Consider the following 19,453-nt stretch of genomic DNA (forward strand, 5'->3'; position numbering starts at 1 on the left):
TTTTGTATTTTTTAGGCGGCTATTTTAAAGGCCAAGTCGGTAAAAGAAAATAGGTGCTCCAAATGTTAACCATAATCCAATACTGAAATATCTTAGCATACGACAAAAATTATAAGGCGGCAAAATTAACTGCAAACCCTCATATATCAATAAAAAACCAATAATACCTATCAGGTATTTTATAAATGTTTTAATCCTGGTTTTACATTTTGGCTCAAAACCTATAAAGTAATTTTCCCAAACATATCCTAACCAGCTACCCGATAGCATTCCTGTGTAAATAAAATTATCTTCATAAGGAAATAAACAAACTAGTATAATTGGCACAATAATGGAGAGCACTGTATTGTAAATCAGCGGTATGGGCTTACATATTCTTGATATCCACACGAAAACGGAAGATATGGATAAGCCCAAAATTATGCCTATTAAAACATCTAAAGGCCAATGGACACCAAGATACAGTCTCGAAAGGCTGACCAAAAAAATAACCGTAGTTCCAAGTATATAAACCCATCGACGGTGGTAGCATTTCATAATAACTCCCCAAAATGTGGATGTTCCTTGCGCATGTCCGCTGGGGAAAGAAAAGCCCCCGGCAGAGATAACGAATAAACTTCTTATACCCGGATATCCTATTGGTCGTGCAAGAGTGACAACTTCTTTTAATGATACATTAATGTACATTGAAAATAGCAATGATGCAATTAAGGTTATTCCGGTTTTTTTATTAATATTCCAGTAAAATATAGGAATCATAAGATAATAGAATAGACTGCTTCCCAGGTTCGTGACTGCAATAAAAAAGGTATCAAGTATTGGATTGCTAAAGGACTGAATAATTTTAATAATTTCGGCTTGCAGTTCCATGACTTACCTCCGCCTTTTGTTATTTCTTATAACTTCTCTTTTTTAGCAAGAGTTCCTTCTTTACAATAATATAAAATATCTTGCCGAAGAAATCATTTGAAGATATAATCATAATTAAAAAATCAATTAATTTAATTTATGGGAGGAGATTTTTTGGACTATCAGAAATATGTAACACAGCGAGCAAAGGATATTGAAATTTCAACAATACGTTATTTTTTTAATATGGTAAACGAAGTAGAAGGAGCAATTTCTCTATGTATTGGTGAACCTGATTTTACAACACCAGCTCATATAAATCAAGCTGCTGTCGAGGCTCTTAAACAGGGTCATACCTTCTATACTCCTAATGCAGGTTTGCTTGAACTCAGACAAGAAATATCAAAGTACTTAGAAAATCGATACAAAATAGGCTATAACCCCGAAACGGAAATTATTGTTACCATAGGAGCAAGTCAAGCCATCGATGTTGTTATAAGAACATTGGTAGAGCAAGGTGATGAAGTATTAATTCCCCAGCCTTCTTTTGTGGCTTATAAACCTTGTACTATTTTAGCCGGGGGTAAACCGGTTTATGTGCCTACATATCAAGAAGATGATTTTGCGCTAAGAGCCGATATACTGGAAAAGTATATTACCGACAGAACAAAATTGTTAATTCTGCCATACCCGAACAATCCTACCGGAGCAGTAATGACTAAAGAAGCATTGGAAGAGTTAGCTCCGATTATAAAGAAATATGATTTAATTGTGGCTGCAGATGAAATTTATTCAGAACTTACTTATGGCGTGAATCATACGCCTTTTGCAGGGATTCCCGATATGTGGGAGAGAACGGTTACTATAAACGGATTTTCTAAATCCTATGCTATGACGGGATGGAGGTTGGGGTATGTTGCAGCGCCGGAGGGCCTGACTAAGGAGATGCTGAAGGTTCATCAGTATAATGTAACCTGTGCGGCAACCATGGGTCAGTATGCTGCAATAGAGGCCTTGAGGAACGGTGATGCAGATATTGTAAATATGCGAATGGAATATGATAAAAGGAGAAAATTTTTATATGAAAGCTTGAGCAATATGGGACTTGATTGCTTTGAACCCAAAGGAGCATTTTATGTATTCCCTTCAATTAAAAAAACAGGTCTTTCTTCAGAGGAATTTGCCCAAAGACTTTTATGGGAAGGCAAAGTTGCAGTTGTCCCAGGCAGTTCATTTGGCGAAAACGGTCAAGGTTTTGTGAGGATGGCTTATGCTACTTCGATGGAAAACCTAGAAGAGGCAGTACAAAGGATAAGAGCTTTTTTAAATAAACTCTAATATTCCGGCGGACTGCCCAATCTAATACGACCTAAAACCGCACGATATTATAAATATTTATAAAAATGTTCGTAAAAAGTATTGCTAAATAAAGTGGCCTATGTTAATATGTAATTATCAAAATTCAATGATACTGCAAAGTTTTACAATGCTGTAACAGAGAATACCTAAAAAACCAATGGTATTGTCTGCTGCAAAATACAAATAAAATGATAAAAGGAGAGTCGGGCGTATGTTTTTGGCAAAAGTATTTACTTTCCCCAAGACTGGAGTGCTGGATCCGCAAGGCAGCGCAATAAAAGCAACTGTTTCAAATATTGGATTTAAGGATATTCAAGATATACAAACGGGCAAGTATTATGAGGTAAGAATTAATGCTTGTGATGTAGCTAAAGCAAAGGAAATAATGAAGGAATTATGTGAAAAAGTTTTAGTAAATCCTGTAGTTGAAGATTACAAATTTGAAATAATGGAGGTTTGAACATGAATTGTGCGGTGATACAGTTTGCCGGAAGTGGTGGCGATGGTGATTGTTATCATGTTTGTAAAAATATTTTAGGCCAACCTGTGGAATACATTTTTCACAAAGAAACTTTTGCCGCTCAAGACTTTGATCTAATCATTCTTCCAGGCGGAGCATCTCATGGTGATTATCTGCGCCCGGGAGCGCTGGCAGCTCGTTCAAAAGTCATTAAATCCGTAATAGATGCTGCCAATGCCGGAAAGTACATATTGGGTATAGGCAATGGATTTCAAATATTATTAGAAGCTGGCCTTTTGCCCGGAACAATGCTAATCAATAAAGACCTGAAATTTTATTCTGAGGATATTTTTGTCCGGGTTGAAAATAACGCTACTCCTTTTACTAATCTTTACAAAAATGGCGAAGTAATTCGCTTAACTGTTGCATGCAAATATGGCAACTATTATGCTGATAAAAAGACAATGGAACAACTAAAGACACAAAATAAAATAGTTTTGACGTACTGTGATATAAACGGAAACGCAGCGGAGGCGTCGAATCCTTTGGGTTCAATGGAAAACATAGCAGCTATAGCAAACCAAGAAGGTAATATATTGGGTCTGATGCCTCATCCGGAGAGATGTGCCGAAGAAATTCTCGGTAACACCGATGGAATAAGAATGTTTCAGTCTATTCTGCAGTATGTAGAAGGAGGTAAAATCCATGACTGCTCGAGAAGAAGCTAAGAAGTTAGGCTTGACTGATTTAGAATTTGACGAAATATTAAAAATTCTGGGCAGGGAACCTAATTATTTGGAACTGAGTCTTTACAGTGTTATGTGGTCAGAACACTGCAGTTATAAGAATTCAAAGCCTGTATTGAAGCGGTTTCCGACTCAAGGTCCACAGGTACTGCAAGGTCCTGGTGAAAACGCTGGAATAGTTGACATTGGAGATAATTTAGCAGTTGCTATGAAGGTTGAAAGCCACAATCATCCTTCAGCGGTTGACCCTTATCAGGGAGCAGCTACAGGTGCAGGAGGTATGATTCGGGATATTTTTACTATGGGTGCAAGACCGATTGCTCTCTTAAATTCTCTTCGCTTTGGATGTCTTTGCGATGATCGGACACAGTATTTATTTGAAGAAGCAGTTGCTGGAATTGGCGATTACGGAAATGCTATGGGTATTCCAACGGTCGGCGGTGAGGTCTACTTTGACGATTCATATAAAGAGAATCCCTTGGTTAATGCCATGTGTGTTGGAATAATTAAACATGACAAGATTGTTCGTGGAAAAGCAGCAGGAGTAGGCAATTCTGTAATGGTGGTTGGTGCTGCTACAGGACGTGATGGCATGCACGGAGCAAGTTTTGCCTCAGGGGAGCTCTCGGATGACAATCCGGATCAGGGTTCTCCGATGCAAGTTGGTGACCCGTTTAAGGAAAAACAACTGATGGAAGCCTGTCTTGAACTGCTACAAAATGATTGGGTAGTCGGCGTTCAGGATATGGGAGCCGCAGGAGTAGTTTCCTCTACATGCGAAACTGCTGCCCGAGCAGGAAGCGGAATAGAACTCGATGTTGCTTTGGTTCCTCAAAGAGATAAGGACATGAAACCTCATGAAATTATGATATCTGAATCTCAGGAACGAATGTTGGTAATTGTGGAGAAAGGCCATGAGGATGATGTAAAGAAAATCTTTAAAAAATGGGATTTAGATGCTGTAAAATTTGGAACGGTTACCGATGATGGAATGCTGAGAATATTAGAAAACGGGAAGGTTGTAGGTGAAGTCCCAGCCGCATCACTGGCTGAAGGTGTACCTATTGTCAAACGAGAAAGTAAAAGGCCGGTATATATGGATAAACTTCAAATTGATTTTTCGAAAATCCCGGTAACTGATGATTTAAATGAAGTATTGTTTAAACTGCTTGATTCACCTAATATTGCCAGTAAAGCTATAGTATACCGCCAATTTGACCAGACTATAGGTACGAATACCGTAGTTGCACCAGGGTCAGATGCTGCAGTTATTAGAATAAAAGGGACAAAAAAGGGAATCGCAGTTTCTGTTGACGGTAACGGTTATTATTGCTACCTTGACCCATATGAGGGAGGTAAACAGATAGTAGCAGAAGCTGCCAGAAATCTGGTGGTAAGTGGCGCAAAACCTTTAGCACTTACTGATGGTCTCAACTTTGGCAATCCTGAAAAACCAGAGGTTTATTACCAATTTGAAAAATGTGTCGATGGCATATCAGAAGTTTCCAAGAAGTTGAATATTCCAGTTATAAGCGGTAATGTCAGCTTTTATAATGAAGGAAAGTTCAGTGCCGTATATCCCACACCAATAGTAGGAATGGTGGGAGTTTTAGATGATGTAAATAAACATTGCACGATGAATTTTAAGAAACAGGGTGATTTGGTAGTCCTTCTTGGTGAGAATACTGATGAATTAGGAGGATCTACTTATTTGCAGGAAGTATTAAACATTACTGCAGGTCCTGCACCCAGGCTTGATATTGAATTAGAGAAGAAAGTGCAAACCTGTTGTTTAAAAGCCATTGAATTAGGGCTTGTCAATTCTGCCCATGATGTTGTTCAAGGCGGTTTGGCTGTTGCATTGGCCGAATGCTGCATAGCAGGGAATCTCGGCTTTTCCGGAGAGATTGAAACCGATTTAAGACCGGATACGCTGCTCTTTGGAGAAGGTCAATCTAGAATAATATTAAGTTTACCAGAAGAAAATCTTTCTGTCTTAAATAAGCTTGCCAAAGAAATCGGTGTCAAAACAAGTGTGCTGGGATTTGTAAAATCCGGTGGTTTAAACATACAAGTGAAACAAAAAGAGCAAGTTGTTGGCAAGATAGAAGTATCAACAGAGAGAATAGCTGAAATATGGAATAATGCTATTAAACGGAGAATAGAAAAATGAGCGATAAACTAAAAGAAGCCTGCGGTGTTTTTGGTATATACAATCCACAAAAAGATGTTACTCTCGGGCGCAATATATTTTACGGTCTTTATGCACTGCAGCATCGAGGCCAGGAAAGCGCTGGAATTGCAGTAACTTCAGGCAGCGGTATAAAATATCATAAAGCAATGGGCTTAGTTTCTGAAGTGTTTAATGATGAGATACTAGACGAACTGTCTGGGCACATAGGTGTAGGTCATGTGAGATACTCAACCACGGAAGCCAACACTCTTATTAATTCTCAACCTCTTGTAGTTCGGTACAAAAAAGGTTCTTTAGCTGTAGCTCATAATGGCAATCTGGTAAATTCCCAGGAACTGCGTAGAGAGCTGGAAGAACGTGGAGTGGCTTTCCAGACTGAAATAGACAGTGAAGTAGTAGCTTTTTTAATTGCGCAGGAACATTCTGAAGATATTATAAAGGCAGCAGAAATCTGTATGGAGAAAATAAAAGGCTCCTATGCATTGGTTATTATGACAGAAGATACCTTAATAGGCATGCGGGATCCGCATGGTATCAGACCGCTGTGCCTGGGTAAGCAAGACGATTCATATATTCTTACATCAGAAAGCTGTGCATTGGATACTATTGATGCTAAATTTATCAGAGATGTAGAGCCCGGAGAAATAATTGTTATAAATAAGGATGGAGTAAAGAGTATCAAAAAGGATAAAGATAATTCAAGTTCGGCACTGTGTATTTTTGAATTTGTGTACTTTGCACGACCTGATAGTACCATTGATGGGAGCAATGTTCATATGGCTCGTTGGGAAGCGGGGAAGCTACTTGCAAAGGAGCATCCAGTTGAGGCTGATTTGGTCATAGGTGTGCCGGATTCAGGAACGGTATCTGCCATGGGCTATGCCGAAGCCGCCGGGATTCCATTTGGCATCGGGCTTATTAAAAATCGCTATGTTGGTAGGACTTTTATTAAAGCTACTCAGAGCTCAAGGGAAATTGGAGTTAAACTCAAGCTAAATGCTGTAAAGGAAGCCGTTCGCGGTAAACGCCTTATAATGGTCGATGATTCTATCGTGCGTGGCACCACCAGCGGTCTCATAGTTAAGGTTTTAAAAGAAGCTGGAGCTAAAGAAGTACATGTTCGCGTCAGTTCACCGCCGGTTATGCACTCTTGTTATTTTGGCATTGATACTTCCACTCGCAAAGAACTTATAGGCGCTCAACGGAAGATAGAAGAAATCAGGCAGTATATAGGAGCCGATAGCCTCGGATATTTGAGCTTAGACGGTCTGATGAAGGCTACAGGTTTTTCAGGTGAGAGATTTTGCACGGGATGTTTTTCGGGAGCATATCCGATTGAGGTTCCTCGTGAAGGAAAACGTTATGTATTTGAAAAACGTTAAATCTGAAAAAGGATGTGAGTTAAAATAAAAAGAGCCACTTATAAAGATGCCGGAGTGGATGTGGACGCGGGTAATCGAGCAGTCGAGCTCATAAAAGGCCATGTGCGTTCTACCTTCAGGCCTGGCGTGTTAGGAAATTTAGGAAGTTTTGGCGGCTTTTTTCAACTTGATGTCAAGAAATACCGAGAACCTGTGCTGGTTTCCGGCACTGATGGAGTCGGTACAAAGCTCAAGATAGCTTTTATGATGGACAAGCACGATACGATAGGTATCGACGGTGTAGCAATGTGTGTAAATGATATATTAGTTCACGGTGCGGAACCCTTATTTTTCCTGGATTACATTGCACTTGGAAAACTTGTTCCCGAAAAGGTTGCCGATATAGTTAAAGGTGTAGCTGATGGCTGTAAGATGGCCGGATGTGCACTTCTTGGCGGCGAAACAGCGGAGATGCCAGGAATGTATGATGAAGATGAGTATGATATTGCAGGCTTTGCTGTGGGAGTTGTGGATAAAACTAAAATCATTGATGGTTTATCTATAAAAAAAGATGATGTTGTTATTGGAATTGCATCATCAGGTCTTCACAGCAATGGTTATTCCTTAGCAAGGAAAGTATTGTTTGAGTTAGGTGGGCTTTCGCCGGAAGATTATATTGAAGATTTTGGGGAAACGCTAGGAGAAGAACTATTAAAACCTACAAAAATATATTCAAAAACGGTTAAATCTCTTGAAGATTTCAATGTCCATGGTATGGCACATATTACTGGTGGGGGATTGATAGAAAACCTACCGCGCATATTACCGGAAGGCATGGAGTTTATAATCAATAAGGGGTCTTGGGAAATTCCGCCGGTATTTCACTTGATTCAAAAAATAGGGCAGATTGAAGATAAAGAAATGTATAGGACTTTTAATATGGGCATAGGGTATGTAATTGTTGCGCCGGAAGAAAATGCCGATACTATTTTAAATACTGTAAGAGAGCAAGGAGAAAACGCTTGGATTATAGGACAGGTATCTATGGGGAAAGGCGGGGTGGTATTTTGCCAAAGCTGAGGCTTGGTATTTTGGTATCCGGCGGAGGTTCCAACCTGCAATCCATCATTGACAAAGCGGAAGCAGGCTACCTTCCGGCAGAAGTTGTTGTAGTCATTTCCAGCAAGCAAGATGTTTATGCCCTGGAAAGGGCAAAGAAACACAATATTCCTGCAGCGGTAGTGCTGCCGAAGAATTATAAAACTAGGGAAGAATACGAAAATGAACTCATAAAAATCCTTAATGCCTATAATGTGGATTTAGTCATACTGGCAGGATATATCAGAGTCCTATCTCCACATTTTGTCCGGGCTTTTCAAGGTAAAATCATGAATATTCATCCATCTCTCATACCGGCTTTTTGCGGTGAAGGATTTTATGGCGAAAAAGTGCATAAAGCCGTGCTGGATTACGGTGTAAAGCTAACCGGAGTAACAGTTCATTTTGTAGATGAAGGGGCTGATACAGGTCCTATCATTTTACAAAGGGCTGTACCCGTTAAGGATGATGATACTGTTGAAACTTTGGCAGCACGGGTGTTAGAAGAGGAGCACAGAATATACCCAGAAGCAATAAAACTATTTGCCGAAGGTAGATTAGAAATTAATGGCCGTAGGGTCAAAATAATCAGCAAGGAGGATTCGCAATGATTAAGCGAGCTCTAATATCAGTTTCAAATAAAGAGGGCCTAGTAGAATTTGCAAGAGGCCTTCTTGAATTAGGAGTGGAGATACTCTCTACAGGAGGCACAGCTAAGGCCTTACAAGAAGCAGGTATAAAAGTTACCGCTGTGTCCGATGTTACCGGATTTCCGGAAATCCTCGATGGTCGGGTTAAAACCCTCCATCCCAAGATCCATGGCGGAATACTGGCTAGAAGGGACAATGATGAACATATGCAGCAAATATCAAAGCTGGGCATAGAACCTATTGACCTTGTAGCTATAAATCTTTATCCATTTAAACAAACCATCGAAAAGCCAGGCGTAACTTTGGAGGAGGCTATCGAAAATATAGATATCGGTGGTCCGTCGATGCTGCGTTCTGCAGCCAAAAACCATAAGGACGTGGTTGTCGTTGTGGACCCTGAAGATTATCCACTTATACTGGATGAACTGAAAAAGAAAGGTAATATCGACGGTAAGCAGCGAATTAAGCTGGCTTGCAAGGTTTTTGAGCATACAGCCCATTATGATGCTTTGATTTCAGGGTATTTGGAAAAACAGATTTTAGCTGATGAACCTGCTGATTTAGCAATTACAGAGTTTCCAGAGAATCTTACTTTGGCGTACGAAAAAATTCAAGATCTGCGCTATGGGGAAAATCCTCATCAAAAGGCGGCTTTTTATGGTGAAATAGGAAGGCATTCTGGCACATTAGCCGGTGCTAAACAGCTTGGAGGTAAGGAATTATCATTCAACAACATAAATGATGCAGATGCTGCACTTAAGGCAGTTAGGGAGTTTGATATGCCGGCAGCGGTAGGCTTAAAGCACACAAATCCTTGCGGTGTGGCATGCAGTGATAATATTTATGATGCTTATGTTAAGGCATATGCAGCTGATCCTGTATCAATTTTTGGTGGGATTGTGGCATTAAATAGACCTGTGGATGCCCGGACGGCTGAAGAATTGGTTAAGATATTCTTGGAAATTGTAATTGCACCGGGATATGAACCTGAAGCTCTGGAAATATTGAAGACAAAGAAAAATCTACGGATATTGGAAGTAGATTTTGATAATAAATCCGATTTCGGCTTAGATATGAAAAAAGTGTCAGGAGGTTTGTTAGTTCAAGAGCTGGATATAAAAGATTTTGATGAAAGTGATTTAAAAGTTGTGACAAAGCGTGCTCCATCTGATAAGGAGATGAAAGACCTGCTCTTTGGTTGGAAGGTTGTAAAGCATGTAAAATCTAATGCCATAGTTTTAGCAAAAGACCTTATTACTGTCGGTGTCGGTGCAGGGCAGGTTAACAGGATTTGGCCGACAGAGCAAAGTATTGCTCATGCAGGTGACAAGGCCAAAGGTGCAGTGTTAGCCTCAGATGCATTCTTCCCCTTCTCTGATGTGGTAGAGGCAGCAGCAGATGCTGGAATAACGGCTATTATTCAGCCGGGAGGCTCATTGCGCGATGAAGATTCTATTAAAGCAGCAGATGCCAACGACATTGCCATGGTCTTTACAGGAATGCGGCATTTCAAACATTAATTCAGTAGCATATGTATGGGCGGCCTTTCTTTGACCGCCCGCTTATACGCATATTAATAAACTGCTTAGTAAAAGGAGGTAGCACGCTTGAAAGTCCTTGTAGTTGGAGGCGGGGGTCGAGAACACACGTTGGTATGGAAGCTTGCTCAAAGTCCTAGGGTTGACCGGGTATACTCTGCTCCAGGTAATCCAGGCATTAAAAATCTTGCAACTTGTGTTGATATATCGGTAAACGATATAAATAGATTGGCAGATTTTGCAAAAGAAAATAATATTGATTTGACAATAGTGGGTCCGGAAGCACCATTGGTGGCAGGTATAGTCGATGAATTTGAAAGCAGGGGACTGGGTATTTTCGGTCCCAGTAAAGCAGCAGCTCAAATAGAAGGTAGTAAAGTATTTTCAAAGGACTTAATGAAAAAGTATAAAATCCCGACAGCTGACTATCGAGTCTTTGAAAGGGCTCAGGATGCTGCGGATTATATAAATACTGCCCAAATGCCTCTAGTTGTTAAAGCCGAGGGTCTAGCGGCAGGTAAGGGAGTTATTATTGCACATGATAGGGATACTGCCAAAGAAGCAGTTAAGAGCATAATGATCGATAGAGCCTTTGGGGAATCCGGATCGCGTGTAGTTATCGAAGAGTATTTAGAAGGTCCTGAAGTGACAGTGCTTGCTTTTTGTGATGGCAAAGTGGCTGTTCCAATGGTGAGCAGTCGCGACCACAAGAGAGTTTTTGATAATAATGAAGGCCCGAATACCGGGGGTATGGGAGCAGTTTCGCCTGCCCCGGCTTATACCTTAGAATTAGCAAAAACTGTAGAACATGACATTATTCAGCGGACTGTTGATGCTATGGCTAGTGAAGGTATACCATTTAAAGGAATTTTATATACCGGGCTTATTCTTACAAAGTCTGGCCCCAAAGTCTTGGAATATAACTGCCGGTTTGGTGACCCTGAGACTCAAGTGGTAATTCCTCGACTTAAAACGGATCTGGTAGATATTGTAGAATCCGTAATAAATGGAAATTTACTAAATACTAAAATAGAGTGGAAGCAAGAAGCTGCAGTATGCGTGGTTATAGCATCCGGAGGCTATCCGGGTTCCTATGAAACAGGTAAACCCATAAGAGGTCTAGCAGATGCCGAAAAAAACGGAAGTATAGTATTTCATGCAGGTACAGCCTTGAAAAATGGTGAAATTGTTACGGCAGGCGGGAGAGTTCTAGGAGTAACAGCTTTGGGGAAAGACGTACAAGATGCTCGTGAATTAGTTTATAAATCTGTTTCAAAGATATATTTTGATGGCATGCATTACAGAAAAGACATTGGTCTCTAAGAGTAAATAATTAATTTAATAATGATTTCTAAATTTATTTGTAAATATTTACAATAAACCGTGCATGAAATTTAAAAGCCTCCGATCGGAGGCTTTTAAATTTAATAATTAAATGCTGCAGGCTCGTAAAACGCCTTTGGATGTGCACAAGCAGGACATATTTCAGGCGGCTCAGTACCTTCATAAATGTAACCGCAATTGCGGCAGCGCCATTTGATAGGTTCGGAACGCTTAAAGACAGTTCCATCTTGTAATCTAGAAAGCAGTTTTAAATATCTTTTCTCATGTTCTGCTTCAACTTCCGCAACTTTTTCAAAATGTGCTGCTATATCATTAAACCCCTCTTCTCTAGCTGTTTCGGCAAATTCTTTGTACATATCCGACCACTCATAGTTTTCACCTTTTGCTGCCTCTTCAAGATTTTTTTTGGTGTCGCCGATTAATCCCAGATATTTAGCCCACATTTTGGCGTGTTCCTTTTCATTGTCAGCGGTTTCCTGAAAAACACCCATTATTTGTTCATAGCCCTCTTTTTTTGCTATTGAAGCAAAAAAATTATATTTGTTGCGGGCCATGGATTCACCTGCAAAGGCTTCTAGAAGATTTTTTTCGGTTTTAGAACCTTTTAATTCCATCATTGTTTGCCTCCCTTTTTGATAATAGTTATAGTTTCTATTAATATATTATTCGACAAAAAACCAGTAATTCCTTCTTCTAGGTAATAAAAAATATGAGCATAAAATTATAAAAAATATAATTGAATAACTTGAAGCCAAATGGTATTATTACACATAATATATACTATTAATCTATAAATATGTAGATCGGAGGTTTTTTTAGCATGATAAAAGTAGTTGTAAGCGGTGCTCAAGGTAAAATGGGAAAAACTGTAATTCAATTGATGAGAAATGATAATGATATGAAAGCAATAGCCGGTTTTGATATAGCATACAATGAAGGAGATTTAGTCATTTATGATGACCTGTTTAAAATTCCGGAAATTCCGGATGTAATAATAGATTTCTCCAATCCTTCTGCTATAAAACAACTTACTGATTATGTTACCGCTAAAGGTGTTGCTTTGGCGGTAGGTACCACAGGTCTTGAAGAAGAGCATAAAGAATTGCTTTATAATGCTGCAAGGACTGTGCCTGTATTTGTTTCACATAATATGTGTTTAGGTATTTCTCTGCTTTTGAGCTTAGCTAAGCAGGCCGCAGAGATTTTGTCGGACCATGATATTGAAATTATCGAAAAGCATCACAATCAGAAAATAGATGCACCCAGTGGAACTGCACTTATGATTGCCAATGGCATTAAAGAAGTTCGTAAGGATGTATACTATGTATATAACAGAGCTGATATAAGAAAAAAGCGCGATAAAAATGAAATTGGTATTCATGCAATTCGGGGCGGCAATTTAGTAGGAGAACATACGGTGTTTTTTATAGGTGAAGATGAAACCGTAGAAATTTCTCATAAGCTGACATCAAGAAAAGTTTTGGCAAATGGAGCTATAAAAGTTATTAGATTTATTGCTCAACAAAAACCGGGTTACTACACAATGCAAGATTTGATAAGCAGCTTGAGTCACTAAGAAAGCTTTTGTCCGCAAAAAGGGCAATAAGCAAAATTCGGATTTATGAAACTTCCACAGTGAGGACAAATATTGTTTGGCATTTGCATTTTTTGTAACCGGTCAAAATCTACACTATCGCCATGCTGAAGTTCTCTTACATAGTCCTGATTTACAGTATATATACTGCCGCAGCATCTAAGCTGAAGAAAATATTGTTTATTCCATTTGAATATTGGTATAAAAAAGAAGTGAAAATATGTAAATGATTCTCTAAGTTCTGCCCGGGTAAGCCTTCCGCATTCAGGACAAATTATATTATCGAATTCTTTTACAGGACGGTCCTTTTGCTGAATTCCAAAGATGCCGAAGAAAAACATAGACATTCCCCCGTAAAAAAGTTTTTGATTTATTATTGTAAATTATATAATACTCAATAAGGAAAATAAAGAGCTGCTCAAAAAAAGAATCACCAGAGTTATTTTATCCACATTTAAAAGTAATATTGGTTTTTGTAAAGTAAAAAGTAATCCCTTGCCAAGCAGCTTAGCGCAGGGATTACTTAACAATTTAACATAATTATATGCTGTTATTTCATTTACAGTTTGCTTGAAACGCCAGCTTCACTAAATGTTGCCATTTCCTTTAATATTTTTAGGCTTGCATCTACTATGTTCATTGCAAGAGCTGCACCGGTGCCCTCTCCTAATCGCATGTTCAACATTAGTATTGGCTTGATACCTAAAAAATCCAGAATTACCTTATGCCCAGGTTCTTCGGAGAGATGTGAGCCTAACATGTAGTTTGCAGCTAATGGTGACATTTCTTTTGCTATAACTGCGGCAGCTCCTGAAATAAATCCGTCAATTATAACTGGAACTCGGTTTGCAGCACAAGCAAGTATTACTCCGGTCAGCCCGGCGATTTCTAAACCGCCTACCTTTGATAGGACATCCAGGGGGTTTTTAGGATTTGGTTTATTTACCATTAAAGCTTTTTCGATAGCAGCTATTTTTATTTTTAATCTTTCATCATCTACTCCAGTGCCTCTCCCTACTACATCTTCAACCGGAAGATTACTATAAGTAGCAATAATGGCAGAGCTGGGACTGGTGTTTCCAATACCCATTTCGCCAATAGCTATTATTCCGGCACCTTCCTTAATAGCCATTTCAGCAATATCAATTCCTACTTCGATAGCTTGAGTTGCTTCTTCGTAAGTCATAGCAGGTCCTTCGGCCATGTTTTTCGTTCCATATGCTACTTTTCTATTGATTATGTTTGGCACATCAGGTAAATCTGAAGCCACACCAATGTCAACTACATATAATTTAGCATTTTCATGTCGTGTTAGTACGCTCATGGCAGCTCCGCCATTTACAAAATTAAGCACCATTTGAGGTGTTACCTCCTGTGGGAAAGGCGCTACCCCTTCTTTAAGTATACCATGGTCTCCTGCCATTAAAATTGCAGCCTTTTTTGGCAATTCAGGAACCACATTGCCTGTTATACCGGCAATTTGCTTTGCGATATTTTCTAACATACCCAAGCTCCCGGCAGGTTTTGTCAGATCATCCAGGCGTGCCTGAGTTTTTTTCATAACCTCTTCATCTAGAGGTTTAATTTGTTGTAAGGTCTGTTCAAATTTGGTCATAAAACTTCCTCCTCAATAAGATAAATTATGGATTAAATTTAATTAAGTATTTGGATGAACAAAAAAGTTCTAAGATTGAATAAAAAACTCAATCTTAGAACTTTACCATCATCCTGAAGACATTTTATAAACATTTTAGGCAGGTCTCCTGGCTTGCAGTTCAGTGCTTATCCACGCCTTCCCAAAAGCTTATAACTTTCAGTGGCAATTGTGGGAAACTTACTGCTTACAGTGGCGGGTCCGCTGCAGGATTTTCACCTGATTCCCTATTCTCCCTAATGGGCACCTAAAAAGTTTAATATTATATTTATAATATAGTATTCTCTAAAAATTTGATTTTTCCTTCTTTAAGTTTGTAAATTATTTTTACATTTAATGCTGAATGAATTTAAAAGCAGGATTTTCCTAACAAATCCAGAAATAACTATTGTTAAAATAAAGCTTAAGGAGTCATAAAATGTACCGACCCTTTCTGTTTTTTGTGATGTTTTTCATTCCCGGTATAGTACTAGGTAATTCTGTAAAGGCGGCTGGGATGTTTATTGTTATATCTATTATAAATTTTGCAGGGAGTATATTAATTAAAAATAAAAAAGCAAGAATGGCACTATTAGCCATGGCTATAGTATTTTTTGGAGCATTTTATTATAACTTCAGATTGGATAAAATGGTAGGAACAGTAGCTGATTTTGCAGAACAGCAGCAGACCTTGATAGGTATGGTAATTAACGTTCCTACAGTGAAACAAGATAAAGTGGTATATGATGTAAAAGTTTTATATTTGTTAGATGATGAAAAGTATGAAGTTGTAACTGGGAAAGTAAGACTTTCTTCGCTCTTAGATGACGAAAGTATAGTATATCGATACGGCGATGTTATAAAGTTTTCTGGTAAGTTGAAACTTCCACAAGGCCGGCGAAATCCAAACGGCATTGATTATAAAGCATATCTTTTGCAAAAAGGCATCTCGGCCTCCATATTTTCCCGGGAAATAGCTAAAATTGGGAGATGTAGAACAAACCCCTTTATATCAACTGCTTTTCGCTTGAGAGAGAATTTAACGTCTTTTTATGAATCCTGCCTTCCTCCGAATTTGTCATCACTGATGGTTGGTATTGCTCTTGGAATAAAGGACAACATCCCTGCCGAAACTATGAAAGCTGTAAAAAATGGCGGAGTGGCACATGTCTTGGCAGTGTCCGGCCTTCATACGGGAATCATATATGCAGCTCTTGAGATGGTTTTTTCCAGATTGGGTTTATCAAACATTCTTTCTTTTATCATAGGAAGTACTGCCATCATTTTTTATAGTTTTATGGCAGGGCTATCTCCGTCGGTCATAAGAGCGGCTATAATGATAATAGTATTTATGTTAGCCAAGGTCGTAGGGAGAAAAAACGACCCTATAAATACTCTTTGCCTTTCGGCAACGTTTTTATTATTTATGAACCCGCTAACTCTGTTCTCCATCAGTTTTCAGCTTTCTTATGCTGCAGTGCTTGGAATAATGCTTTTTTTCGATCCTTTAAAGTTAATTCTTGAAAAGCTTCCAGGGTATCTTAGGGACTCAATCACAGTCATGGTATCGGCTCAACTTACTGTATGGCCTTTTTTGGCTTATTATTTTAACAGCATATCACTAATCGGATTTATAACTAATATCTTGGTAATACCTTTAGTAAGTATAATATTAATCAGCGGACTTATTTCAGGTGTTATTGGGCTCTTATTTACCTTTATGGGATCACTTTTTATTACAGTCCCTGGCTTTTTATTAAAAATTGTAGAAAAAATTATCCTTGTAAGTTCGCAACTGCCTTTTTCAACAATAATAGTTCCCGCAATACCTCCAATAAGTATAGTTCTGTATTTTATGTTTTTGGTTTTGATGTTTGATTTTGTACCGTCCTTTGGTAAAATTGAATCAAGACATAAAAGGCTTTGTGCAGTTATTCTAATGTTTCTTGCGCTTATACCTGTCATTATACCTCTAAAAGTTTTGGAGGTGACTTTTATAGATGTGGGACAAGGGGATTCTATTCTCATTCAAACTAAAAGCAAAAAAGTTGTGTTAATCGATGGTGGTGGCACACCTGTATATTATAATGGCGATTTTGACACGGGTGAAGATATAATCATGCCCTTGCTTTATTCAAAAGGAATAAATAAAATTGACGTATTAGTTTTTACTCATTTTGATGATGACCATGCAAAAGGTCTTTTATCCATATTAAATTCTATGAAAGTTAAAAGTATTGTATATGGTGTGCCTGAAGATTGTGCTATTTTCAAAGAAATGCTTAGAATTGCACAGCAAAAGCAAATTAAAACCGTACAGGTTGGTAGAGGAGATCAGTTTATTATTGATGATGCTATTTTTGATGTGCTAAATCCTGTAAAAAATGAAAAAACGAATTACTCGAGCAATAATGGTTCGGTTGTGCTTAAGATGAATTATAAAGGTATAAGCTTTTTATTCACAGGTGATTTAGAATACGAAGGAGAGCAAAGCCTGATAAGTTCTGAGATAGATATAAGCTCAGATGTACTAAAAATTGGCCACCATGGGAGTCAATCATCCACATCTGAAGAATTCTTATTAAAAGCTAAACCTTCATATGGCATAATTTCCGTGGGCAAAGATAACAATTTTGGCCATCCGTCACCACAAGTAATAGAACTACTGAAAAACCTTGGTGTAACAGTGCTTAGAACGGATTTTAGCGGTGCAGTCAGCTTTAAAATTTCCAACAGCAGTGTTAAAATATATACAACAATTCCTGAGGAGTTAAAAGAGCCATGAAAAACTTAATTCTTTTTTTTGGAGAAGAAAAACTTTTAATAAAAGAAGAAGTTGCAAAGATAAAACAAAAAATTGTTCCTAAAAACTTAGAAGCTATCAACTTTATTCCCCTTGACGGTAAAACGGTAATTGAAGAAGATATATTAAAAGCATGCAACATAGTGCCGATGATGTCAGCAAAAAAGCTGGTAGTTGTCTATGATGCCAGGTTCTTTGAAAGTGGAAAAACTAACCAAGAAGATTATTTTTTAAATGAATTAGAGATTATACCCGACCATACTTATCTTATTTTTACCGCCACAAAAGCAGATAAGCGAAAGAAAATATTTAAGATGATTAAATCCAAAGGGATAGTCCGAGAATTTAATACACTTTCACTAAAAGACAAGGCTCTTTGGGTGCAGCAAAGGATAAAACTATATGGCAAGAGTATGGATTTAAAAACGGCCTATTTTATAGCTGAATATACCGAAGATTTATATCAAACTGACAGTGAGCTCAGAAAGATAGCTGCTTTTTTGGCTGAGAAACAGACTGTTGAGCAAAATGATTTATCTGATATCTTTTATAAATCCTTGGAGGGTAATATATTTGAAATGATGGACTGTATAGGCTTAAAAAAGTCTACAGAAGCTGTTGAGATAATAAATCGTTTATTGGAACAAGGAGAAAAAGGCATAGTTATACTGTATATGATATCGAAACATGTGATGAATTTAATAACAGTAAAATCTATGCAGGGCTTAAGTTTTCAGGAAATAACAGAAAAGTCGGGATTACATCCTTTTGTGATTAGAAAGGCTATAAAACAGTCTGAGAATTTTACGTTAGAAGAACTAAAAAAATCTTTAAAATTATGTCAAGACCTTGATATGGATATTAAAAAGGGAAGAATTAAGGAAAGAATAGGCCTTGAACTGTTGGTGACTAGTATCTCCTAATAAAAAAAGCACGTCCTTAAAATAACGAATATTCAGTAAATATTAATCCTAAAAACAAAATATCTATATATCATATTAATCGTACATAGGTACAAAAAAAGAAAATGCGTAAGCTCTGCTTACGCTGATTAACTTGCTTTATTGACTTCTAAAAGTTTCTTATAAAGATTTGATTTCTTACGAGCTGCGGCATTTTTATGAATAACTCCTTTGGAAACAGCCTTATCGATTATCTTTACGGCTTCTTTGAAACTAGTCTGAATGCTATCAGAATCAGCTGTATCGATAGCTTCCAAAAACTTTTTAATGGAATATCTTATTTGTGACTTTACTTTGTTATTCTGAAGCGTACGCTTATTTGCCTGGCGTACGCGCTTTTTTGCCGATGCAATATTTGCCAAAATTTATTCACCCCCTTAAAACACTAGGGATATTTTATCACTTCATTGGATAAAATGCAAGAGAAGGCACAATATAAAATGCTGATATAAAAAACTCTTTTATAGTATATTATAAAAAATTAACGGTTACTATATTAATGAAAAATAAATGGAGGTGTTAATTTTATGATAGGAATGATAATTAGATTTATTGTATCTGCCTTAGTGCTTATGTTGATTAGCTTTATACTTCCGGGTTTTAAGATAGCAGGCTTTACAGGAGCTCTGATTGCTGCAATAGTGATTGCTATTTTAGGTTTTATAGTGGAAAGCCTTCTCGGAGATAAGGTTTCGCCGCAAAGCAGGGGTATAGTAGGCTTCATCACTGCTGCAGTAGTTATATATTTCGCACAGTTTCTAGTTCCTGCTATGAGCGTAACTTGGTGGGGGGCGCTATTAGCATCATTGGTTATAGGTGTGGTCGACGCCTTTGTTCCAACTGAACTTAGATAAGGAGGTGA

18 protein-coding genes and 1 riboswitch are annotated in these 19,453 nt (G+C 38.0%); of the genes, 13 read left to right on the forward strand and 5 right to left on the reverse strand.

The genetic code is table 11. From position 1 onward, the window contains the following. Positions 1-24: 24 nt before the first annotated feature. Complete coding sequence (locus tag BUC45_RS07095; RefSeq protein ID WP_296971218.1) at positions 25-870, reverse strand: phosphatase PAP2 family protein; 846 nt, start codon at positions 868-870, stop codon at positions 25-27. 153 nt (positions 871-1,023) lie between these two features. Here BUC45_RS07095 and BUC45_RS07100 point away from each other — a divergent pair, with 153 nt between their 5' ends. The 9 genes from BUC45_RS07100 to purD all read left to right on the forward strand — a co-directional run bounded on the left by BUC45_RS07100 (position 1,024) and on the right by purD (position 11,578). After that, positions 1,024-2,187, forward strand: coding sequence for an aminotransferase class I/II-fold pyridoxal phosphate-dependent enzyme (locus tag BUC45_RS07100; RefSeq protein ID WP_296971219.1), 1,164 nt, complete (start codon positions 1,024-1,026; stop codon positions 2,185-2,187). A 232-nt stretch (positions 2,188-2,419) separates the two neighbouring features. Then, positions 2,420-2,668 (forward strand): phosphoribosylformylglycinamidine synthase subunit PurS, encoded by a 249-nt coding sequence (purS, locus tag BUC45_RS07105; RefSeq protein WP_296971220.1) that lies wholly within the window; start codon positions 2,420-2,422, stop codon positions 2,666-2,668. Between the two features lie 2 nt (positions 2,669-2,670). Then, positions 2,671-3,396, forward strand: coding sequence for a phosphoribosylformylglycinamidine synthase subunit PurQ (gene purQ, locus BUC45_RS07110; RefSeq protein ID WP_296971221.1), 726 nt, complete (start codon positions 2,671-2,673; stop codon positions 3,394-3,396). Then, complete coding sequence (purL, locus tag BUC45_RS07115) at positions 3,374-5,587, forward strand: phosphoribosylformylglycinamidine synthase subunit PurL (RefSeq protein ID WP_296971222.1); 2,214 nt, start codon at positions 3,374-3,376, stop codon at positions 5,585-5,587. Before purQ ends, purL begins: the two co-directional genes overlap by 23 nt. After that, on the forward strand, positions 5,584-6,990 hold the full coding sequence (gene purF, locus BUC45_RS07120) for an amidophosphoribosyltransferase (RefSeq protein WP_276791339.1): 1,407 nt from the start codon (positions 5,584-5,586) through the stop codon (positions 6,988-6,990). The genes purL and purF overlap by 4 nt, the downstream gene beginning before the upstream one ends. Before the next feature lie 54 nt (positions 6,991-7,044). Then, positions 7,045-8,049 carry a phosphoribosylformylglycinamidine cyclo-ligase gene (purM, locus tag BUC45_RS07125; RefSeq protein WP_296971223.1) on the forward strand — a complete coding sequence of 335 codons (1,005 nt, stop codon included), beginning with the start codon at positions 7,045-7,047 and terminating at the stop codon, positions 8,047-8,049. Continuing rightward, positions 7,992-8,678, forward strand: coding sequence for a phosphoribosylglycinamide formyltransferase (purN, locus tag BUC45_RS07130; RefSeq protein ID WP_296971224.1), 687 nt, complete (start codon positions 7,992-7,994; stop codon positions 8,676-8,678). The genes purM and purN overlap by 58 nt, the downstream gene beginning before the upstream one ends. Continuing rightward, entirely contained in the window at positions 8,675-10,237 is a 1,563-nt protein-coding gene (gene purH / locus BUC45_RS07135; RefSeq protein ID WP_276791332.1) for a bifunctional phosphoribosylaminoimidazolecarboxamide formyltransferase/IMP cyclohydrolase, read from the forward strand. Before purN ends, purH begins: the two co-directional genes overlap by 4 nt. 87 nt (positions 10,238-10,324) lie before the next feature. Next, entirely contained in the window at positions 10,325-11,578 is a 1,254-nt protein-coding gene (gene purD, locus BUC45_RS07140; protein WP_276791330.1) for a phosphoribosylamine--glycine ligase, read from the forward strand. A 101-nt stretch (positions 11,579-11,679) separates the two neighbouring features. Here purD and rbr read toward each other — a convergent pair whose 3' ends face one another. Further along, the gene (gene rbr, locus BUC45_RS07145; RefSeq protein WP_366749916.1) at positions 11,680-12,213 is read right to left on the reverse strand and encodes a rubrerythrin; all 534 of its coding nucleotides are present in this window, start codon (positions 12,211-12,213) and stop codon (positions 11,680-11,682) included. 206 nt (positions 12,214-12,419) lie between these two features. On the opposite strand from rbr, the gene dapB reads away from it, so the two are divergent. Continuing rightward, positions 12,420-13,175 (forward strand): 4-hydroxy-tetrahydrodipicolinate reductase, encoded by a 756-nt coding sequence (dapB, locus tag BUC45_RS07150; protein WP_296971226.1) that lies wholly within the window; start codon positions 12,420-12,422, stop codon positions 13,173-13,175. Here dapB and BUC45_RS07155 read toward each other — a convergent pair. Continuing rightward, complete coding sequence (locus BUC45_RS07155) at positions 13,172-13,534, reverse strand: zinc ribbon domain-containing protein (protein ID WP_296971227.1); 363 nt, start codon at positions 13,532-13,534, stop codon at positions 13,172-13,174. The two genes, dapB and BUC45_RS07155, sit on opposite strands and share 4 nt — an antisense overlap. Positions 13,535-13,752: 218 nt before the next feature. Continuing rightward, positions 13,753-14,808 carry a nicotinate-nucleotide--dimethylbenzimidazole phosphoribosyltransferase gene (gene cobT / locus BUC45_RS07160; RefSeq protein ID WP_296971228.1) on the reverse strand — a complete coding sequence of 352 codons (1,056 nt, stop codon included), beginning with the start codon at positions 14,806-14,808 and terminating at the stop codon, positions 13,753-13,755. 120 nt (positions 14,809-14,928) lie between these two features. Further along, positions 14,929-15,113: riboswitch (cobalamin riboswitch) on the reverse strand. A 152-nt stretch (positions 15,114-15,265) separates the two neighbouring features. On the opposite strand from cobT, the gene BUC45_RS07165 reads away from it, so the two are divergent. Together BUC45_RS07165 and holA are read left to right on the forward strand one after the other, a co-directional pair. Continuing rightward, positions 15,266-17,611, forward strand: coding sequence for a DNA internalization-related competence protein ComEC/Rec2 (locus tag BUC45_RS07165; RefSeq protein ID WP_296971229.1), 2,346 nt, complete (start codon positions 15,266-15,268; stop codon positions 17,609-17,611). Further along, positions 17,608-18,552: a DNA polymerase III subunit delta gene (holA, locus tag BUC45_RS07170; RefSeq protein WP_296971231.1), complete on the forward strand. Its 945-nt coding sequence runs from the start codon at positions 17,608-17,610 to the stop codon at positions 18,550-18,552. Before BUC45_RS07165 ends, holA begins: the two co-directional genes overlap by 4 nt. Positions 18,553-18,680: 128 nt before the next feature. On the opposite strand, the gene rpsT is transcribed toward holA, so the two are convergent. After that, positions 18,681-18,953: a 30S ribosomal protein S20 gene (gene rpsT / locus BUC45_RS07175; RefSeq protein WP_296971232.1), complete on the reverse strand. Its 273-nt coding sequence runs from the start codon at positions 18,951-18,953 to the stop codon at positions 18,681-18,683. A 165-nt stretch (positions 18,954-19,118) separates the two neighbouring features. Here rpsT and BUC45_RS07180 point away from each other — a divergent pair, with 165 nt between their 5' ends. Beyond that, on the forward strand, positions 19,119-19,445 hold the full coding sequence (locus tag BUC45_RS07180; RefSeq protein ID WP_296971233.1) for a phage holin family protein: 327 nt from the start codon (positions 19,119-19,121) through the stop codon (positions 19,443-19,445). Positions 19,446-19,453: the final 8 nt, after the last annotated feature.

The organism is Tepidanaerobacter sp. EBM-38 (assembly GCA_001896545.1).
In the GTDB taxonomy this organism is placed as follows: domain Bacteria; phylum Bacillota; class Thermosediminibacteria; order Thermosediminibacterales; family Tepidanaerobacteraceae; genus Tepidanaerobacter.

Excerpts from the sequence above, each read along its gene's own strand:
- purH (WP_276791332.1), top strand. The coding sequence starts at position 8,675 with ATGATTAAGCGAGCTCTAATATCAGTTTCAAATAAAGAGGGCCTAGTA.
- BUC45_RS07165 (WP_296971229.1), top strand. The coding sequence starts at position 15,266 with ATGTACCGACCCTTTCTGTTTTTTGTGATGTTTTTCATTCCCGGTATA.
- purQ (WP_296971221.1), top strand. The coding sequence starts at position 2,671 with ATGAATTGTGCGGTGATACAGTTTGCCGGAAGTGGTGGCGATGGTGAT.
- holA (WP_296971231.1), top strand. The coding sequence starts at position 17,608 with ATGAAAAACTTAATTCTTTTTTTTGGAGAAGAAAAACTTTTAATAAAA.
- dapB (WP_296971226.1), top strand. The coding sequence starts at position 12,420 with ATGATAAAAGTAGTTGTAAGCGGTGCTCAAGGTAAAATGGGAAAAACT.
- cobT (WP_296971228.1), bottom strand. The coding sequence starts at position 14,808 with ATGACCAAATTTGAACAGACCTTACAACAAATTAAACCTCTAGATGAA.
- rbr (WP_366749916.1), bottom strand. The coding sequence starts at position 12,213 with ATGGAATTAAAAGGTTCTAAAACCGAAAAAAATCTTCTAGAAGCCTTT.
- purS (WP_296971220.1), top strand. The coding sequence starts at position 2,420 with ATGTTTTTGGCAAAAGTATTTACTTTCCCCAAGACTGGAGTGCTGGAT.
- BUC45_RS07180 (WP_296971233.1), top strand. The coding sequence starts at position 19,119 with ATGATAGGAATGATAATTAGATTTATTGTATCTGCCTTAGTGCTTATG.
- purF (WP_276791339.1), top strand. The coding sequence starts at position 5,584 with ATGAGCGATAAACTAAAAGAAGCCTGCGGTGTTTTTGGTATATACAAT.
- purL (WP_296971222.1), top strand. The coding sequence starts at position 3,374 with ATGACTGCTCGAGAAGAAGCTAAGAAGTTAGGCTTGACTGATTTAGAA.
- BUC45_RS07095 (WP_296971218.1), bottom strand. The coding sequence starts at position 870 with ATGGAACTGCAAGCCGAAATTATTAAAATTATTCAGTCCTTTAGCAAT.
- BUC45_RS07155 (WP_296971227.1), bottom strand. The coding sequence starts at position 13,534 with ATGTTTTTCTTCGGCATCTTTGGAATTCAGCAAAAGGACCGTCCTGTA.